This window comes from Gordonia sp. VNK1 (assembly GCF_040049135.1).
Lineage (GTDB): Bacteria > Actinomycetota > Actinomycetes > Mycobacteriales > Mycobacteriaceae > Gordonia > Gordonia oleivorans.
This window is the reverse complement of the sequence record NZ_JBDZDJ010000041.1, coordinates 1-17,170: the sequence shown is the minus strand read 5'-3', so window position 1 is coordinate 17,170 and position 17,170 is coordinate 1. Positions and strand designations below refer to the sequence as shown.

Below are 17,170 nucleotides of genomic sequence, written 5' to 3'. Positions count from 1 at the left end.
GGGTGGAGATCCCCCGCAGGCACTGCAGCCGGGTCACCACCGGCGTCCACGGCGAGTCCGCGGCCATCTCAGTGATCTTCTGATCAAGTGCGTCGCGCCGACCGGTGACGGTCAACACCGCGTTGAAGTCGTTGTCGTAGGTGGCTTGCAACGCGGGATTGTCGAAGTGTTGCCGCCGCAGCCACTGCTCGTGACGGCTGGTCCACGCCTTGCCGTCGTAGTAGACGATTCCCTGTCGCAGAAGCAGTTTCGACAGTCGATGCCGGGCTCGCATCAGGTCCCCACGAGCATCATCGCGAGCGCGGACCAGATCGCGGGCGGCTTCGGTCGTCGTGTCGGGAATGGTGACCTCGACGAGTTCACCCAACCGGAGCAGTTTCTCCAGGTGCGCGGCGTCTTTGGCGTCGGTCTTGACTCGATCACCCACGGGCCGTTGAAGTTTCGATGGTGCGGCCACGGTGCACGCCATCCCTGCCGCAATGATCGCGCGGGCCAACCCATATCCGGTCGGACCGGCTTCGTAGGCCACCTCGACCGGCCCGACCAACGCCCGCAGCCACTCGATGATCGACCGGTAATCCGGCGTCAACCGCGCTTTTCGCACCTGTCCGGTCCGCACCTCACAAGCGTGCACCACCACCGAACGTGCATGAACATCCAACCCAACACTTGTACCCTGAGTAATCACCGGAGGCCTCCTGAGTCTGCAATGTGGCTCTACCAGTGTGTTCTGGCAACCCACGTCTTGACTTGCAGCTCGAGGCCTTCGGCCCCGAACCTCCTCATACCGTCTAGGCCAAGGGCTGTTTGGCAATGAACAGATGCATGTGGGGAACAGTGAATGCGACCACTCCGTGATTGGGTGCGAAGACCAACCCCTTGCTGATGAGATTCGCACGAGTTGGCCCGAGACTGCCGATGCTCCGACCCAGACGGCTCGCGATCTCGCCGGATTGGCTATCCTCTCCGGAATCTTGCGCCATCGCGCGCATATAGTCCTTCTCGGCTTTGGTGGCGCGGTCCCAGCGAACGCTGAAGAAGCCTCTGTCGAGGTGGTTGTTACCCAGCGCAATTCCATAGGCGGCGTCGCGCCTGTCAATCGGCGACCCTCCTGCGACATCCCAGGTCTCCTTTCCGAACTGCTGCAGGAAGTAGGGGTAGCAACCCGAAGCGGTGATTACCTCGTCCAATGCGGCATCGCTCCATTCCACGCCCTCGTCGCGCGCGGGCAGAATCAGAGCCGCGCGTGCAGCAGATTCGTCAAGCTCTTCTACTCCCACGTAGCGAAACCGCTCCGAGTAGGACCTTGCCTGAGCCAGCATGCCCCGCAGACTCGGAAGACCAGCGAAGGCAAGCAAGAATCGCCAATCATCCTGTGCCGCCTGATGGGCGACAACACAGAGCGCTCTGAGATCGTCCACCTCCAGATCCTGGGCCTCATCTATGAGCACGGCCAGACCGACACCAATCGACGCAGCCGCGTCTGCAAGCTCGCGAATGAGCTTGCGCAGGTCGGTCTCAATGACGCCAGTATCCGCACCACCACCAGGAGAGGCCGTGAAATCGAGACCGAAAGACCACACCCCATCTGAGCTGTAGGAGGCCTTGAAGCTAGACGCCGTCTTGAGTGCTTTCACCACCCGCTCGCCAACCCCCGGACGAACCATGTCACTCAGCGGCTCATACAAGGCTTCGCCGAGCGCTTCGCGAAAGTTGAGATCATGCGAGGCCTCGATCCGAGCGACCACCCAGTCACGTTCCCGCGCTTCAGATGCAAAGCGTGCGAGCAGCACGGTCTTCCCGACACCCCTTCTTCCGATGAGGACCTGCGGCGAGTCAATCCGGTCCTTCTCAGCACGCCTGAGCGAGTTCTGCCACTCGGCAATCGCTGGATCACGACCGACCAGAGCCGCGGGTCTACGTCCTGCACCAGGTGAATACGGGTTACCGACCGCGTCCATATCTAGGAGAATATAGCGATCTATAGCAAATTGCTATACTCCGCTATAAACAGGTACACCTCGCTTCTGATCGACTCGCACCTGCCCAGCCGCCAGCCGTACGCGGATCCGTACCGCCCCGCGCCACGTCAGACCGGTCGCCGCAACACCCCGTGCGCCACGAGGCCGACGACGATCGCCCAGAACGCCCCGCTGATCCCCCAGAACGTGACACCCGCCGCGGCGGTGACGAAGGTCAGTGCCGCCGCGATGCGGAACTCGTCGTGGGCGAAGGCACCCAGCAGGGCGTTCGCGAAGGTCGCCAGCAGCGCCAGGCCGGCAACGGATTCCAGGAGTCCCTGCGGCGCGATGGCGGTGATGGTGACGAGCACCCCGGACAGACCGGCGAGCACCAGATACGAGATGCCGGCGGACACCCCGGCGATCCAGCGACGACTCCGATCGGCACCGGCCTCCTCACCGGCGGCCAGTGCCGCCGACAGTGCGGCCAGGTTGATGGCGTGCCCGCCCAACGGTGCGCCGATCACCGTGCCGACCCCGGTGACGAACATGGCCGGGCGCCACGGTGTTTCGTAGCCGAAGGATTTCAGGACGGCGACGCCGGGCACATTCTGCGACGCCATGGTGACCACGTACAGCGGGATGGCCAACCCGATGATCGCCGAGACGTCGAACGACGGTGTCGTCCAGGCGATCTGCGGCCACCAGTCGATGGCGATACCGTCGTCGATTCCGTGCACCCCGACGTAGGCGCCGATCACCACGAGTGCGGTCACCAGGGCCAGGACAAGCGCCCAGCGCGTCCACCATCGGGTCGCGGCGAGCCAGACCACCAGGATCGGCAGAGTCAGCAGTGGTTGCACGGAAAGTGATTTCATCGGCGCCAAGCAGAGCGTGAGCAGCACCCCGGCCAGCATGGCCTGCGCTATCGGCGTCGGGATGCGCCCGATCAGATCCCCCAGGGCCGGGATCAGACCGGTCGCGAGGATGAGCACGCCGACGACGAGGAACGCCCCGACCGCCGCCGACCACCCGGCGTGATAATCGGCGCCGGCGGCCACCAGCATCGCCGCGCCCGGCGTCGACCAGGCCAGGGTGATGGGTTTGCGGGTCGCGACGCACAGGACGACGATGCCCACCGCGAAGGTGACGGTCAGGGCCAACAATCCCGACGCGGCCTGCTCCGACGACGCCCCGACCGCCCGCAACCCGGCGACCACGACCACGAACGACGAGGTGAACCCGACGAGCGCGGTGATGATTCCGGCCGTGATGGGTTCGCTCATCGAGGGTGCTCTGGTGGTCACGTCGGCCAGCATAGCGTGTATCGTTCTGTTTACAGAACGCGGAAGGGAGGATCGACGCCGTGCCCGACAAGGACCCGGATGCCACCGCCGCACGCCGCCGGGCGATCGGTGACCGGATCGCCGGGCTGCGTTCCGCACGCGGGATGAGCCTGTCCGCGTTGGCCCGCGCCGCCGGCATCGGCAAGGGATCGTTGTCCGAACTCGAAGCGGGACAACGCAACCCCACCATCGACACGCTGTACGCGGTCGCCGGGCCACTCGGCGTCCCGCTGTCGGCGCTGCTCGGCGAGGACGCGGGCACCGAGGGTTCCGGCACCCACCTGTCGGCGCGGCTCCTGCACGTCGAGCATCATTCCGACGGCGCGACAACCGAGGTCTTCTGGCTCCACGTGTTGCCCGGCGGAATCCGCACCTCACCCCCGCACGGCGACGGCGTCGTCGAGCACGTGCACGTGGTGTCCGGGCGACTGGTCGCCGGCCCGACCGGGGCCGAAAAGGCTGCCGGACAAGGTGAATCGCTGCAGTGGCCCTCAAACACCGAACACACCTACCGCAGCGACGACGGCGCCCTCGCGGTCCTCACGATCCACTCGCCGGCGCCGCACTGAGAACACGCATCGAAAAAGCACGGCACCGGAACATGACACGGCCCCCGCGGAACGAATCCGCGGGGGCCGTGCTGGTTGTCGATGGTGCCGATCAGGCCTCCGGGCCGGTGGCCTTCTTCGCCGGAGCCTTCTTGGCGGGAGCCTTCTTGGCGGCGGCGATCTTCTTGGCCGGCGACGAGTTGGCGGTACGCGCCTTGCCCTCGACGGTGCCGGCGGCGCCGTCGACCTTCGACGCGGCGGTGGCCGAGTTGGCCTTGATGGTCTGACCGGCTTCGGTCACGGCCTCGCCGGCCTCGTCGAGCTTCTCGCCGACCTCGAGGGCGGCCTCGTCGATCTTGTCGCCGAGCTTGTCGGCGGCGTCGTCGAGCGCATCGCTGGCCTCGCCGACGCGGGCGCCGACCAGTCCGGCGATCTTCGCGGCCTGCTCACCGACGGAGCGGGTCTGGTGCGATACCACTCCGAGGGCGTCCTCGGTCAGGTCGACGGCGTCGTTGTAGGTCTTCTCGGCGCGGGTCAGGCCTTCCTGGACCATCGGCTGCTGACGCAGACGCTCGAGGGTCTCCTCGCCACGCTCGGCCAGCGAGTTGTAGAAGCTGGTCGCGAGTTCGACGTAGGGCTCGACGAACTTCGTGATCTCCTCGGTGGTCAGCTTCGCGCGGATCTCGTCGATCGAGGGAACATCCTCGGGCAGGCTGTTCAGCTTGGTGCGGGTTTCCTCGAGCTTGGTCTTGGACTCCTCGAAGCGCGTGGTCGCGCTCTCGGTGGCGGCCTCGGTGCGCTCACGCAGCTGCGTGACGGCATCGGTGACCTGCTGCAGGGCCAGATCGCCCGCACCGACCACGGCATAGAAGGGATTCGCAAGGGTACGTTCGGTGGTGCTCATATCGGCCTCCTCGATAAGGGTTGGGCAGAAGTTTTGCGGCGCAAGAATTTTCGGGCAGCAGACCAGGTGGGTGATCGATGACTGCCGGTTGGGGATCACTTGTGCAGCGCTTCCACTTACCAGTATCCACGTCTCGCTAGCAATTGCAAGCAGTTTGTTAGCACGGTCATAACAGGTACGGTCGTACCATCTCGCACGAAGAGCCGAACTCGGCTCCGGTTATCCCGAAGTTGTTGCCGCGCAAAAGATCTCCGGAAGCACGCGGCCATGGCTCGAGCCCACCCCTTGAACTCACCACGAGTTCATTATCGCGCATCGGGAATCCGCCAAGCCTAACGACGGGTTGCGGGAGCCTCGTAATCGTAGAAACCGGCACCGGCCTTCTTGCCGAGCCGCCCCTGCGCGACCATGCGCGCCAGGATGGGCGGCGGGCCGTAGAGGGGTTCACCGAATTCCTCGTACATCCCCTCGGCGATCACCTTGACCGTGTCCAGACCGACCAGATCGGCCAGCCGCAACGGACCCATGGGATGCGCACAGCCCAGCACCATGCCCTTGTCGATGTCCTCGGCCGCGGCAAAACCGCTCTCCACCATGCGGATTGCCGACAGCAGGTAGGGAATGAGCAGTGCGTTGATGATGTAGCCGGATCGATCGGCGGAGCGGATGACCTGTTTGCCCAGGACCTCGCTGGCGAATGTCTCGGCCCGATCGGCGACCCCCGCAGCGGTCAGCGGGGTGAACACCAGCTCGACGAGCGGGAGGACCGGAACCGGGTTGAAGAAGTGCATGCCGATGACCCGGCAGGCGTCGCCGGTGGCCTTGCCGAGGACGGCGATGGGGATCGACGACGTGTTGGAGGCGAGTACCGCGTCGGGATCGGCGACCACCTTGTCGAGCGAGGCGAAGATCTCGGTCTTGACGCCCTCGTCCTCGATGACGGCCTCGCACACCATCTGACGATCGGAGAAATCGCCGAGATCGGAGGTGAATCGCAATCGGCCGACGGCCTGTTCACGTTCCCGCTCGGTCAGTTTGCCCGACGACACGCCACGGTCGAGCGACCGCAGGATGCGGGACCGGCCGGCCGACACCGCCGCCTTCGTCGGCTCGAACACGAGGACGTCGACGTGGGCCCGCGCGCACACCTCGGCGATCCCGGAGCCCATCTGCCCGGCGCCGACGACACCCACGCGCGAGATCATCTCACCGGACACAACCACGACTCCTCACAGATCACCGACGAAACCACCGATTGCCCGACGCAACAACAGATTTCGCAAGACAACGGTAACTCCTGGGGTACGACCGAACCCGACCGAAATGCCGACAGGCGGCCCGCAGCGAAGGCCGCGGACCGCCTGTCTTGTCAACTCCGAAACCGCGTACTTGCGGTCCAACCGAGTTCCTAGTGGAACTGGCCTTCCTCGGTCGAGCCCTTGAGGGCCGCGGTCGAGGTGTTGGGATCGACGGTGGTGGCGATCTTGTCGAAGTAGCCGGCACCGACCTCACGCTGGTGCTTGGTGGCGGTGTAGCCACGGGCCTCGGCAGCGAACTCGCGCTCCTGCAGGTCGACGTAGGCGGCCATCTGCTCACGGGCGTAGCCGTAGGCCAGGTCGAACATCGAGTAGTTCAGGGCGTGGAAGCCGGCCAGGGTGATGAACTGGAACTTGAAGCCCATGGCGCCGAGCTCGTTCTGGAACTTCGCGATGGTCGCGTCGTCCAGGTGCTGCTTCCAGTTGAAGGACGGGCTGCAGTTGTAGGCGAGCAGCTGATCCGGGAACTCGGCCTTGACGGCCTCGGCGAACTGGCGGGCGACCTCGAGGTCGGGCTTGCCGGTCTCCATCCAGATCAGGTCGGAGTACGGGGCGTAGGCCTTGGCACGCGCGATGCAGGGCTCGATGCCCTTCTGCACGTTGTAGAAGCCCTCGGAGGTGCGCTCACCGGTCACGAACGGCTTGTCGCGATCGTCGACGTCCGAGGTGATCAGGGTGGCGGCCTCGGCGTCGGTACGGGCGACGACGACGGTCGGGGTGTTGGCGACATCGGCGGCCAGGCGGGCCGAGGTCAGGGTGCGGATGTGCTGCTGGGTGGGGATGAGCACCTTGCCACCGAGGTGACCGCACTTCTTCTCCGACGCGAGCTGATCCTCCCAGTGGGTACCGGCGGCACCCGCGGCGATCATCGCCTTCTGCAGTTCGTAGACGTTGAGGGCGCCACCGAAGCCGGCCTCACCGTCGGCGACGATCGGCACGACCCAGTTGTCGACGGCGTTGTCACCCTCGACGCGGGCGATCTCGTCGGCACGCAGCAGCGCGTTGTTGATGCGACGCACCACCTGCGGCACCGAGTTGGCCGGGTAGAGCGACTGGTCGGGGTAGGTGTGGCCGGAGAGGTTCGCGTCACCGGCAACCTGCCAACCGGACAGGTAGATGGCCTTGAGGCCCGCGCGCACCTGCTGCACGGCCTGGTTACCGGTCAGAGCGCCGAGAGCGTTGATGTAGTTGTCACCGTTCACGCCCTCCCACAGGATCTCGGCGCCACGCTTGGCGAGGGTGTGCTCCTCGAGGACGTTGCCCTGGAGTTCGGCCACCTGCTCGGCGGTGTACTCGCGCTTGATGCCCTTCCAACGCGGGTTGGTGTCCCAGTCCTGCTGGATCTCCGCGGCGGTGCGGGGCTTTCCGACGTTGCTCATTAGCCACTTCGCTTTCATTGTGCTGCTCGGCCGACGTAAGGGGCCGTAGGTGGTTGCGCCGGTACGGCGAACCCTGCTGACAGACATCCGGGGTGCACGGTTGCAAACTCTCCGTAGCTCTCCGGCGGTGTCTGCAATCAAGAGTGCCACAGGGCAAACCCGCAGGTCCAGTCGGGTTTATCGTGCGAAAGGTGGCCAGGTTTCGCTGAGATTTTGCAAATCTTGCGAAGGTGAGAGTGTGAAGACACCCGGCGGCGCGCTCAAAAAGTACGCGCGTACTGGGTTTTTCCCATCGTAGTCGGCCGACCCGACGTGCACACGCCGAGGCGCCCTGGCCGCACACGGCGTCGCCCGCCTCTCACCCGCTGTGACGGGATTCACAGGCAAACGCCGAAGGGCCGGTGTCCTCCCCCGCGACCACGCAGGTTCACGGCATGTGATCAGCGCCGACACCGCCGTCAGGTGTGACCTTGCGCCGCGGTGGTCACGGCGGTGCCGAATAGCGTGACGAACTCCTCGCGGGACATCGGCGGACGTGCCACGGGCGCCGGTGCAGGAGGCCGCACCGCGTCGGTGGTCTCGCCCGACACCGTCAACGACACCGTCGCCGGCGACCGCACCGGCACGCCACCGGGCCGGGTGAGCAGCGCATATCCGCTGTAGGAGACGGCGGTCTGCACGCCCTTGTCGGGAAGGGTGGTGGTGGTCGCCGACTCCACGACGTGCATCTGTTCGACGTCGTCGGCGTGATCGGTGAGTGGCGGCTGCGGCAGGACCGTCGACACGGTGACGATCGTGGTGCCGGCCAGGTTGCCCTGCCGGATGGTCGTCTCGGTACGCGCGCAGGCTCCCGTGGTGGCGGCGATGTCCGCACCGAGATCGCGTGTCTGCATGGTCACCAATTCGACGAGATTCCCGAAACCCGACTGGGCACCGAGGACCGCGGTGTCGGCCTCGGTCAGCCGATGATTGAGGTCGGCGTCCGCAGTCGGCCGGCACTGCGGCGGGGTGACGGTGGTCGACTGTGCCGCCGACAACTGCGTCGCGTTGGCGTCGATCAACTGCTTCACGGGCAACTGCACCGGGGTGAAGCCGGCCGGCAGCCCGGCCGGGTCGAGGAGCAGATCCGCGGGGGCCACCGAGGCGGCCGGGACCGTCGTCGCCTCGTGGGAGCATCCCGCCGCGAGGGTCGCCGTCGCCGACAGCGCCACCATCACCCCGAGGGTCCCGACCGTCGATCTGCGCCGAAGAGCGCGCTGCACCCGCACGCGGTCACCGTATCCTGTGGAACACACGCCCTGGCACAAGGAGGTGGGGCGATGCCGAAGACGTATGTGGGCTCTCGCCTGCGTCAACTGCGCTCCGAGCGCGGGTTGTCCCAGGTCGCACTGGCCCAGACCCTGGCGATCTCACCGTCGTATCTCAACCAGATCGAACATGACGCGCGGCCGCTGACCGCGGCGGTGTTGGAGAAGATCACCCAGACCTTCGGGGTCGACGCGGGATTCTTCGACTCCCAGGACGATGTGCGTCTCGTCGCCGAGCTGCGCGAGGTGCTCCTCGACGACGACGTGGAGGCACCCGATGCCGCCCACGACGCGCAGGGGATCAGCACCATGGTCTCCGGTCATCCCGAGATCGCGGCCGCCATGGTGAACCTGTATCGCCGCTACCGGATCGCCACCGATCAGCTCGCCGCCGCCACCGACGAACGCGGCGACCGTTCCATGCGCGGCGCGATCAGCGCCCCCCACGACGAGGTCCGCGACTACTTCTCCCAACGCCGCAACTACATTCACGAGCTCGACGTGGCGGCCGAGGAGATGACCACGCGGATGCGGATGCACTCCGGCGATGTGCGCCGAGAGATCATCGACCGGCTCGAGAAGCGCCACGGCGTGACCGTCGCCCGCCGCGTCGACCTCGGCGACTACGTGCTGCATCGCTTCGATCCGGCCTCGCGGCGCCTCGAGGTGTCCGCGGCGTTGTCGGCGGGACAACGGGCCTTCAAACTGGCCGCCGAACTCGCCTACCTGGAATACGGCGACCTGATCGGGCAACTCGTCGACGAGGGCAACTTCAGCAACGACGACGCACGCTCGCTCGCCCGCTACGGACTGGCCAACTACTTCGCCGGCGCGGCACTGCTCCCCTACGCCCAATTCCACGGCGCCGCAGAAGATTTCCGCTATGACATCGAACGCCTCTCGGCCTTCTACGCGGTCAGTTACGAGACCGTATGCCATCGCCTGTCCACCCTGCAACGCCCCAACCTGCGTGGCATCCCGTGGTCGTTCGTCCGCGTCGACCGGGCCGGCAACATGTCGAAACGGCAGTCCGCCACCGGATTTCACTTCTCCGCATCCGGTGGCACCTGCCCGCTGTGGAATGTGTACGAGACGTTCGCCTCGCCGGGCAAGATCCTCACCCAGATCGCCGAGATGCCCGACGGCCGTGAGTATTTCTGGATCGCCCGCACCGTCGAACGACGCGCCGCGCGCTTCGGCCAACCGGGCAAGACCTTCGCCATCGGCCTCGGCTGCGAACTACGCCATGCCGCCCGCGTCATCTACTCCGACGGCCTCGAGATCGGACCGCAGGCCCGCATCACCCCGATCGGCGCCGGCTGCCGCGTGTGCGAACGTCAGAGCTGTACCCAACGCGCCTTCCCGTCACTGGGCACCGAGTTGCGGATCAACGAGCACGGCTCGACGGTGTCGCCGTATATGACGGTGTGACTCACTGTCGGCGCAGATGCTCGGTCGGCGCCGCGCCGTCGCCGGGGTCGACCCGTCCGTCGGCCGCCAATCTGAGCCGGGTTGGATGCCAACCACTTTCGCGCAGATACATCGGAGTACTCGGGGTACATGAACGCCTCGACGAAGATCGGCTTTCTCATCTCCGATGTTCTGCACATGGTGACCGGCGACGAGACCCTGAATGTAGTACTGCCCCTCCGCAGCCTTGGGCGCCAGTGCAATTAACGCATTCCGCCGGGCTCGACCTCGACGAATGCTGCCGAAATCGTCTTGGCGGCTGGGAAGGTGTTCACGTCGAAAACACTGATGTCTCCCACGGTCTTTCGGAAGTTCACGGCGTCGACATCCTGCGGTGTGTGCGCGAACCAGTCCGACAGAAGAAACGTGAAATTCTCCGAGAAATCCGGGTCACCTAAGACCAGCAAGAACTCGACGCCACCCCTCGAGCCCCTGGATCGAGTGCGGGAGCCCGGCCTCGAAGTTCCACAGATCGCCCGGCCTTGACGTCATCGATGAATGAGCGTCCGTGCTCGTCAATCGCCGTCACGCGACAGCGACCGACCAGCACCGAGCCCCACTCGGCTTCCTTGTGCCAGTGCAGTTCTCGGTATGCCCCTGGCTCCAGTGCCATGTTCACGCCAGTGACGTCGGTGGACGCGTGGGTAGTCAAGTGGTCCTTTTTCGGAACTGGCACAGAATTGAACACCGCGCCATTGAACACCGCGTCCTGGAGTGGTCGACTTCGGATCGGCGTGGTCTCACGCTTGGTGATCAAGGAGCCGTGCTGAATGGCCTGCTTCTCGGCGGGTCTCTCCACGACCACCACGGCGTACGCGTGGCGGCGACACAGCCTTGGAGTTCACGAATCGACGTCTGGGCGTGGCGAACGTCGATCGATGGGGTTGCATCGGCGAAGTCTGTGTGTGGGTGCGTTCTTGGTCATCGGGTGGATCGGCCCTGGGGTCGGCCCTCGTCGGTGCCGGTGGCAGCGGCGATCGGCCTGGGGAGTGCGGTCGGCGACCAGATTCGCAAGGCGCGTCCGGTGATTCGCCGGTAGACGTACTCCGCCACGAAACTGAGCACCAGCACCACAATCAGGGTAATCCAGGTGCTCGCGGGTCCGGTGGTGATCGCATAGCCCAACAGCAGGCAGAACAGTGCAAGATTCAGCACGATGGCCAGAACAAGAATCCATTTGTTCGCACCGGTGTCACGACGCACTCGCAGGTGGCCGACGCTGACGGTACCGTAGACGATCAAGAAGGCCAGGCTCGCCATCTGTCCTACCGCTGCCAGCGGAAAGAATATGACAAAGGCACAGGTCAGGGCGCCTGCAAGCAGGAGGCCCCAGGTTCCACTGCGCCATACTCCACGAGCGAAATACGACGGCATCTCACCAGTTTTCGCGACGGTGAACGCTAGATTGGCGTCGCCGAACAAGGTCGCATTCACCCCTGACGCGGTCGCCAACAACGCAGCAGCACCGACTACCACGAACCCGAACTGACCCAGTACGGCGCGACCCGCGTCGGAGAGCACATGCCCCTGATTGGTCTCGATATCCGACAGCGACATCACCATCACCACCAGCGAACTGACCACGACGTAGACAAGAATCACAATGAACAGGGACTGGTACATGGCGCGCGGCAGTTGTTTCACCGGGTTGCTCATGTCACCGGCCGAATTGGTGACCACACCGAATCCCTCGTAGGTCACATAGAGCAGTCCCGCGGCAAAGAAAATTCCGATGATCCCGTCGCCACCCATCTGATCGAAACGCCCGGGCTCGGCTTTGAAGCAGGCAGCCACGACGAAGGCGGCAATGATCGCGAGTTCGGCGGCGATCACAAACATCTCGGATCGGCCGACCAGTTTCGAGCCGAGCACGTTGACCAGGATCAGTACCACGACCAGGCCGACCCCGATGGCCTTTCCCGACCATTCCGGGGTGTCGAAGGGCAGTAGGTGACGTGCGTAACCGGCGAACCCGGCTGCGTAGAGAGCCATCGCGATGATCCAGCCGAGGAACTGGAAAATGTTGAGACCACCCGCGACGATTCCGTCACCGAAGCACCGGATCAGAAATTCCGCAGCGCCACCCCGACTCGGAAATCGGGCCCCGAGCTTGGCATACGAGTACACACTGAAGAGCGAAACGATGCCGCCCACAAGAAAAGCCACCGGTAGCCACACCCCAGCGGTCGTCGCCGCCAAACCGAGCAGGGTGTACAGACCGGCACCCATCATCCCACCGACGCCGATCGCGGTCGCCGAGGCCACGCCGATGGCGCTCTTGCGAACCGGCTGAGTTGACGACGTCATGTGCTCACTTTCTCGTTTGGGCGGCATGGGCGGGATGCGGCCGCACCATGGCGACCTCACGCAGATCCTGCACGAACATCTCCTCGGCCTTGTTCCACGGGCCCGACCGCCGGTCGATGGCCTTCTCGGCCACCAGCCGCACCGCGCCGAGGATGAACACCCACACCACGCAGTACGCCAAAGTCACGCCCACCATCTCCCAGGGCAGCGCAGTCATCAGCCAGCCGAATCCGCTCATCAGAATGGCCAGAATCTGGGTTCCGGCGATCGCGGCGACAAGTTGCCACGACGGGAACGGCCGCAGGAAGAACCACCGCTGCGCACGGGTGACGAAGATCAGCAGGTGCCCGCCGGTGACGAGTTGCAGGAACACCGCCGTCTGGATCTGATCCATCGCCAGGTGCTGGTCGCCCGACCACGACGCCACCCCGAACAGTCCACCGCTGACCTGCGCCGCGCCGTAAACGAGGAACAGCAACCCGAGAGACTGGATCACCGAAAAGAAGCCGAGCACAGCGGAATTACCCAGAACCTTCGGCATCTGCCACCGAATCGGTTTCTTGCTGACCGGGGTGTTGTCGTAGGCGATCGTCATGATCGGCACATCGTCGAGCAGCGAGATGATGACGATCATGACCGCCGTCAACGGCTGGAAGCCGAGGATGAGTGTCGCGAGGACAACCAGAAACATGATGTCGATCGTGAGGGCGACGCGGTAGATGGTGTAGCTGTTCACCCGCCCGAAGATGCGCCGCGCCTCATCGATCGCGCTGTTGATGACCGAGAGGCCGGGCGCGGTCAGGATCAGCGCCGCCGCGCCGCGCGCGGCATCGGTGGCACCCGAGACGGCCGTGCCACAATCGGCCTGTTTGAGTGCCGGCGCATCGTTGACGCCGTCGCCGGTCATCGCGACGAGATGACCACGCTGCTGCAACGACTTGACGATCGCGTACTTGTGCTCCGGGAACACCCGGGCGAATCCGTCGGCTTTCTCGATCGCATCGGCGATCGCCGGTGGCACGCTGTCGGGATCGAAATCGGCCGGGAAGACGTCCCCGGCGGTCAGGATGTTGGTGCCCAAACCCAGTTCTCGTGCGGTTTCGACGGCGATGGCGGTGTCGTCACCAGTGATCATCCGCACCTCGACACCCTTCTCGCGCGCCAGATCGATGGTCGCTTTACTGTCATCGCGGGGCGGGTCGAACATCGGCAGCACCCCGAGCACCGACCAGCTCGACCCCCGGTCGTCGCACGATTCGGCAACGGCCAGTGCGCGATTGCCGTGGGCGGCGAGATCGGCGACCGACGTCGTGACGGTGGCCGACACATCGTCAGCGGCATTGGCCAGGTCAAGGATGGCCTGCGGAGCGCCTTTCGCGACGATCTTGGCCGTCCCGTCCGCGGAGCGGACCAACGCCTTGGTGTACTTGGTGACGGGATCGAACGGGGTGAACTGCTGCACGGTCCAGGCAGAGACGGCGCCGGGGTCGGCCAACCCCGCGATCACCGCGTCGTCGATCGCATCGTGGTCCTCGGCACGCGAGGCGAGTGCGCCGGCCAGGATCACCTCCGAGCCCTGCGTGGCGGCCACCAGGATCGGGTCACCCAGGGTGAGCTTGTTCTTCGTCAACGTGCCTGTCTTGTCCGAGCACAGGATGTCGATGCCCGCCATCTCCTCGATGGATTGCAGACGCGAGACGATCGCCTCCTGTTTCGACAAAGCGAGCGCGCCGAGTGCCATGGTCACCGAGAACACCGCGGGCATCGCGACCGGAATGGAGGCAACCAGCAGGACCAGCACGAACTGGACGATGCCCAGTGCCTTGTTGACCTGATCGCCTGCGCTGCCCGACCATTCGGTGTCGAAGTTGTGGAACACCTCGAACAAGACGAGGACCGCCGCCAACGCGACGGCGACGATGATCAGGAAGTTACCGATCTGGAACATCGCCTTCTGGGCATGGGAGATCGTGCCCGCTCCCGCGACCAGCTTGGCGGTCCGGCCGAAGAAGGTGCTACCGCCGGTGGCGATGACCACCGCCGTGGTCTCGCCCTGCTTGATGATCGACCCGGAATACGCCTCGTCACCGGCGTTCTTGCGAACCGGAACCGACTCACCGGTCAACGCAGACTGATCGATCGAGACGTCCGCGTCGCCGAGCAACCGCAGATCCGCGGGCACGATCTCGCCGAGGCGGATGCTCACCACATCGCCCGGCACCACGGCATGCGAGGCGATCGTGGTCCACGAGCCCGCGCGCATCACCGTCGCCGTCGGCGCCAGTCCCTTCTTGAGGGCCGCGAGCGCACTCGCCGCCTTCCGGTCCTGCCAAAATCCCAGTGCCGCGTTGAACAGCAGCAAGGCCACGATGATGATGAAATCGTCCCAGTGCTGCAGCGCCCCGGAAACCACCGCCGCGATTTCGATCATGTAGGCGATGGGACCGGTGAAGTAGGAAAGGATCTGGCGCGAGACTCTGCGTCTTCTCCGGGATGCCATTGGGCCCGTATTGCGTCAGGCGCGCTGCCGCCTCTTGTTCCGTCAGACCTGAGTCGGCGGAAACACCGAGATGCTCAAGAACATCGGGCAGCGGCGCTTTTTCCAGATCGATCGCCAATGTTGTAGGGGGTGCGCCAGTTGCTGCTGTGCTCTCATGAGACATGGCGATACAGTATCGGGTAAATTGTCCACGCGCTCGAATTGCGCCCGCGCAGTGGACTTTCGATTCTTCGACAATGTCCGGGCGTGACGGATCCTGACAACGAAAGGTCCTGGACATGGTCAACTGGAGTGAGGTGGCAGCGAAGACAGTCGTCGAACCCGGCCAAAAGGTAACCCTGCCGGACGATTTCGACGCCGCACGACACGACCGGCAACTGGGCAAGGCAGGTGGGCTCGCGGCAATCGAACATGCCAAGGAGACCCTGTTCGATCTCCAGGACCGCTTCTTCGCCGCCGCCGACCGCTCGTTGTTGATCGTGCTGCAGGCGATCGACGCCGCGGGCAAAGACAGCACCATCAAGCATGTGATGTCCGGCGTCAATCCCGAAGGGGTGGACATCTACAGTTTCAAGGCGCCCTCACCCACCGAACGCGCTCACGATTATCTGTGGCGGCATCAGTTGGTCCTACCGGAATTGGGTCGAATAGCCGTGTTCAATCGGTCGCACTACGAGAATGTGACCGTGACCCGCGTTCACCCGGAGATGTTGTGGCCGAAATCAGCGGTGTTGAACAACGACGGTCTCTGGCATCGGCGGTACAAGCAGATCAACGAATGGGAGCGCCATCTCACCGACAACGGCACCACGGTGGTCAAGCTATTCCTGAATGTGTCCAAGACCGAGCAAGGGCGCCGATTCCTCGAACGCATCGACCGTCCCGAGAAGAACTGGAAGTTCTCCCCGACCGACCTCACCGAACGCGGGTACTGGGACGACTACCAGCACGCGTTCAGCGAGATGCTCAGCCACACCAGCACCGACCACGCTCCGTGGCACGTGATCCCGGCCGACCACAAGTGGTACAGCCATCTGTGCTCGCTCGCGGTGATCGTTCATGAACTCGAGAAGCTCGACCCGCAATATCCCGACGTCGCAGCCGACGTCAAGGCACACCTGGCGGACGCGAAGAAGGCTCTGCTCGCCGATCCGTCCATGTCCGATTCAACGGTGTCCGATTCAACGTTGCCCGACTCGTCGGATACCGGCACCTCGAAGTGAGCAACTCACCACCGATCACCACCCAACTCAAGGGTTTTCTTCCGCCGTGGCTGATGGGCTATGCCATGGTCGGCATGGTCGTCAGCGGCATCGTCCCGATCCTGCTGCCGCTGAGTGTGGAGTCCAAGGGGACCTTCGTGGTGGGTGCGGTGGTCGCCGCGTTCTATCTCGGCACCCTGCTCGCGCCGATATTCGGCAGTTTCGCCGACCGTACCGGCTCACAGCGACTGGTCTTTCTGGTCAGCTTCCCGGTGATGGCCGTCGGGGCCATCGTGTTCGGTCTGGTCGACAACGCGGTGGTGTGGTTTTTGTGCATGCTGGTCGCCGGTGCCGGCGCCGGGGCCGCGCAGACCACGGCGAGCATGTTCATCGTCGAAGGGCGTCCCCACAGCGAATGGAACGACCGTATCGGATGGATGCGGCTGGCCTTCGGCGCCGGCCAGGTTCTCGGACTCGCGGTGTCGGCGTTGTTCACCCGGCACCTTGACGTCGGGTGGTTCGTGGCCGGAGGACTCGTCGGTATCGGAACACTCCTCGGCTCCCTACGGTCGTCCGAGCCGCCGATCAGCTGTTGGCGCGACTGCTCGCCGACGACGTCGACCGCGACCTGTGCGCCCGCACGGCCGCACGGCTGGACATCTCGGCGCCGGCCGTCCGATCCGGAGAGAAGCTGCCGCCGTTAAACCTGACTTGGCTCAATTTTCGCCATTTCGGCGATCGCGGGGCTGTGACCTGGGGTGATGGATGCCGGGGTGGACACTAACGGTGGGGGTTTTAGGCTGCTGGGGCGTTTGTGCGGACGGTGAAGACCAAGTCGGGAGCGACGGCGGTCCAGATCGTGCACTCCAACCGTCGCGGGTCGCGCCAGATCGAGCACATCGGCTCAGCTCATACCGATGCGGAGCTGGC

The 17,170-nt window shown here is 64.8% G+C and carries 14 protein-coding genes and 1 pseudogene; 4 read left to right on the top strand and 11 right to left on the bottom strand.

Annotated elements, in window-relative coordinates:
* The 3 genes from ABLE94_RS25740 to ABLE94_RS25730 form a co-directional block, all read right to left on the bottom strand.
* On the bottom strand, positions 1-688 hold a 688-nt coding region (locus tag ABLE94_RS25740), incomplete at its 3' end, for an IS110 family transposase (RefSeq protein WP_348810270.1).
* 103 nt (positions 689-791) lie between these two features.
* Positions 792-1,961: a DUF8462 domain-containing protein gene (locus ABLE94_RS25735; RefSeq protein ID WP_348805132.1), complete on the bottom strand. Its 1,170-nt coding sequence runs from the start codon at positions 1,959-1,961 to the stop codon at positions 792-794.
* A 128-nt stretch (positions 1,962-2,089) separates the two neighbouring features.
* Positions 2,090-3,361, bottom strand: a complete 1,272-nt coding sequence (locus ABLE94_RS25730) for a benzoate/H(+) symporter BenE family transporter (protein WP_425476286.1) — start codon at positions 3,359-3,361, stop codon at positions 2,090-2,092.
* Between ABLE94_RS25730 and ABLE94_RS25725 the strand changes: the two genes are divergently transcribed.
* Positions 3,328-3,876 carry a helix-turn-helix domain-containing protein gene (locus ABLE94_RS25725; protein WP_348805133.1) on the top strand — a complete coding sequence of 183 codons (549 nt, stop codon included), beginning with the start codon at positions 3,328-3,330 and terminating at the stop codon, positions 3,874-3,876. The two genes, ABLE94_RS25730 and ABLE94_RS25725, sit on opposite strands and share 34 nt — an antisense overlap.
* 91 nt (positions 3,877-3,967) lie before the next feature.
* Here the strand turns inward: ABLE94_RS25725 and ABLE94_RS25720 are convergent, their stop codons facing one another.
* The 4 genes from ABLE94_RS25720 to ABLE94_RS25705 form a co-directional block, all read right to left on the bottom strand.
* Entirely contained in the window at positions 3,968-4,759 is a 792-nt protein-coding gene (locus tag ABLE94_RS25720; RefSeq protein ID WP_348805134.1) for a heparin-binding hemagglutinin, read from the bottom strand.
* A gap of 332 nt (positions 4,760-5,091) precedes the next feature.
* Positions 5,092-5,976: a 3-hydroxybutyryl-CoA dehydrogenase gene (locus ABLE94_RS25715; RefSeq protein ID WP_348805135.1), complete on the bottom strand. Its 885-nt coding sequence runs from the start codon at positions 5,974-5,976 to the stop codon at positions 5,092-5,094.
* A gap of 191 nt (positions 5,977-6,167) precedes the next feature.
* Positions 6,168-7,454, bottom strand: a complete 1,287-nt coding sequence (gene aceA, locus ABLE94_RS25710) for an isocitrate lyase (protein ID WP_348810269.1) — start codon at positions 7,452-7,454, stop codon at positions 6,168-6,170.
* Positions 7,455-7,912: 458 nt separating this feature from the next.
* Positions 7,913-8,722, bottom strand: coding sequence for a hypothetical protein (locus ABLE94_RS25705; protein WP_348810268.1), 810 nt, complete (start codon positions 8,720-8,722; stop codon positions 7,913-7,915).
* Between the two features lie 51 nt (positions 8,723-8,773).
* On the opposite strand from ABLE94_RS25705, the gene ramB reads away from it, so the two are divergent.
* Positions 8,774-10,192: an acetate metabolism transcriptional regulator RamB gene (gene ramB / locus ABLE94_RS25700; RefSeq protein ID WP_348810267.1), complete on the top strand. Its 1,419-nt coding sequence runs from the start codon at positions 8,774-8,776 to the stop codon at positions 10,190-10,192.
* 433 nt (positions 10,193-10,625) lie between these two features.
* Here ramB and ABLE94_RS26520 read toward each other — a convergent pair whose 3' ends face one another.
* The 4 genes and pseudogenes from ABLE94_RS26520 to ABLE94_RS26515 form a co-directional block, all read right to left on the bottom strand.
* A complete protein-coding gene (locus tag ABLE94_RS26520; protein ID WP_425476287.1) occupies positions 10,626-10,850 on the bottom strand; it encodes a cupin domain-containing protein in 225 nt (74 codons plus the stop codon).
* A gap of 302 nt (positions 10,851-11,152) precedes the next feature.
* The gene (locus ABLE94_RS25695) at positions 11,153-12,538 is read right to left on the bottom strand and encodes an APC family permease (protein ID WP_348810266.1); all 1,386 of its coding nucleotides are present in this window, start codon (positions 12,536-12,538) and stop codon (positions 11,153-11,155) included.
* A 4-nt stretch (positions 12,539-12,542) separates the two neighbouring features.
* Positions 12,543-15,038 carry a plasma-membrane proton-efflux P-type ATPase gene (locus tag ABLE94_RS25690; RefSeq protein ID WP_348810265.1) on the bottom strand — a complete coding sequence of 832 codons (2,496 nt, stop codon included), beginning with the start codon at positions 15,036-15,038 and terminating at the stop codon, positions 12,543-12,545.
* A pseudogene (locus tag ABLE94_RS26515) lies at positions 15,025-15,201 on the bottom strand (cation-transporting P-type ATPase); the annotation flags it as partial. The gene ABLE94_RS25690 and the pseudogene ABLE94_RS26515, both read right to left, overlap by 14 nt.
* 115 nt (positions 15,202-15,316) lie before the next feature.
* Between ABLE94_RS26515 and ABLE94_RS25685 the strand changes: the two are divergent.
* Positions 15,317-16,261, top strand: a complete 945-nt coding sequence (locus tag ABLE94_RS25685; RefSeq protein WP_348810264.1) for a PPK2 family polyphosphate kinase — start codon at positions 15,317-15,319, stop codon at positions 16,259-16,261.
* On the top strand, positions 16,258-16,944 hold the full coding sequence (locus ABLE94_RS25680; protein WP_348810263.1) for an MFS transporter: 687 nt from the start codon (positions 16,258-16,260) through the stop codon (positions 16,942-16,944). The genes ABLE94_RS25685 and ABLE94_RS25680 overlap by 4 nt, the downstream gene beginning before the upstream one ends.
* Positions 16,945-17,170: the final 226 nt, after the last annotated feature.

Coding starts and splice junctions, on each gene's coding strand:
- ABLE94_RS25690 (WP_348810265.1), bottom strand. CDS start 15,038: ATGGCATCCCGGAGAAGACGCAGAGTCTCGCGCCAGATCCTTTCCTAC.
- ABLE94_RS25735 (WP_348805132.1), bottom strand. CDS start 1,961: ATGGACGCGGTCGGTAACCCGTATTCACCTGGTGCAGGACGTAGACCC.
- ABLE94_RS25695 (WP_348810266.1), bottom strand. CDS start 12,538: ATGACGTCGTCAACTCAGCCGGTTCGCAAGAGCGCCATCGGCGTGGCC.
- ABLE94_RS25685 (WP_348810264.1), top strand. CDS start 15,317: ATGGTCAACTGGAGTGAGGTGGCAGCGAAGACAGTCGTCGAACCCGGC.
- ABLE94_RS25720 (WP_348805134.1), bottom strand. CDS start 4,759: ATGAGCACCACCGAACGTACCCTTGCGAATCCCTTCTATGCCGTGGTC.
- ramB (WP_348810267.1), top strand. CDS start 8,774: ATGCCGAAGACGTATGTGGGCTCTCGCCTGCGTCAACTGCGCTCCGAG.
- aceA (WP_348810269.1), bottom strand. CDS start 7,454: ATGAGCAACGTCGGAAAGCCCCGCACCGCCGCGGAGATCCAGCAGGAC.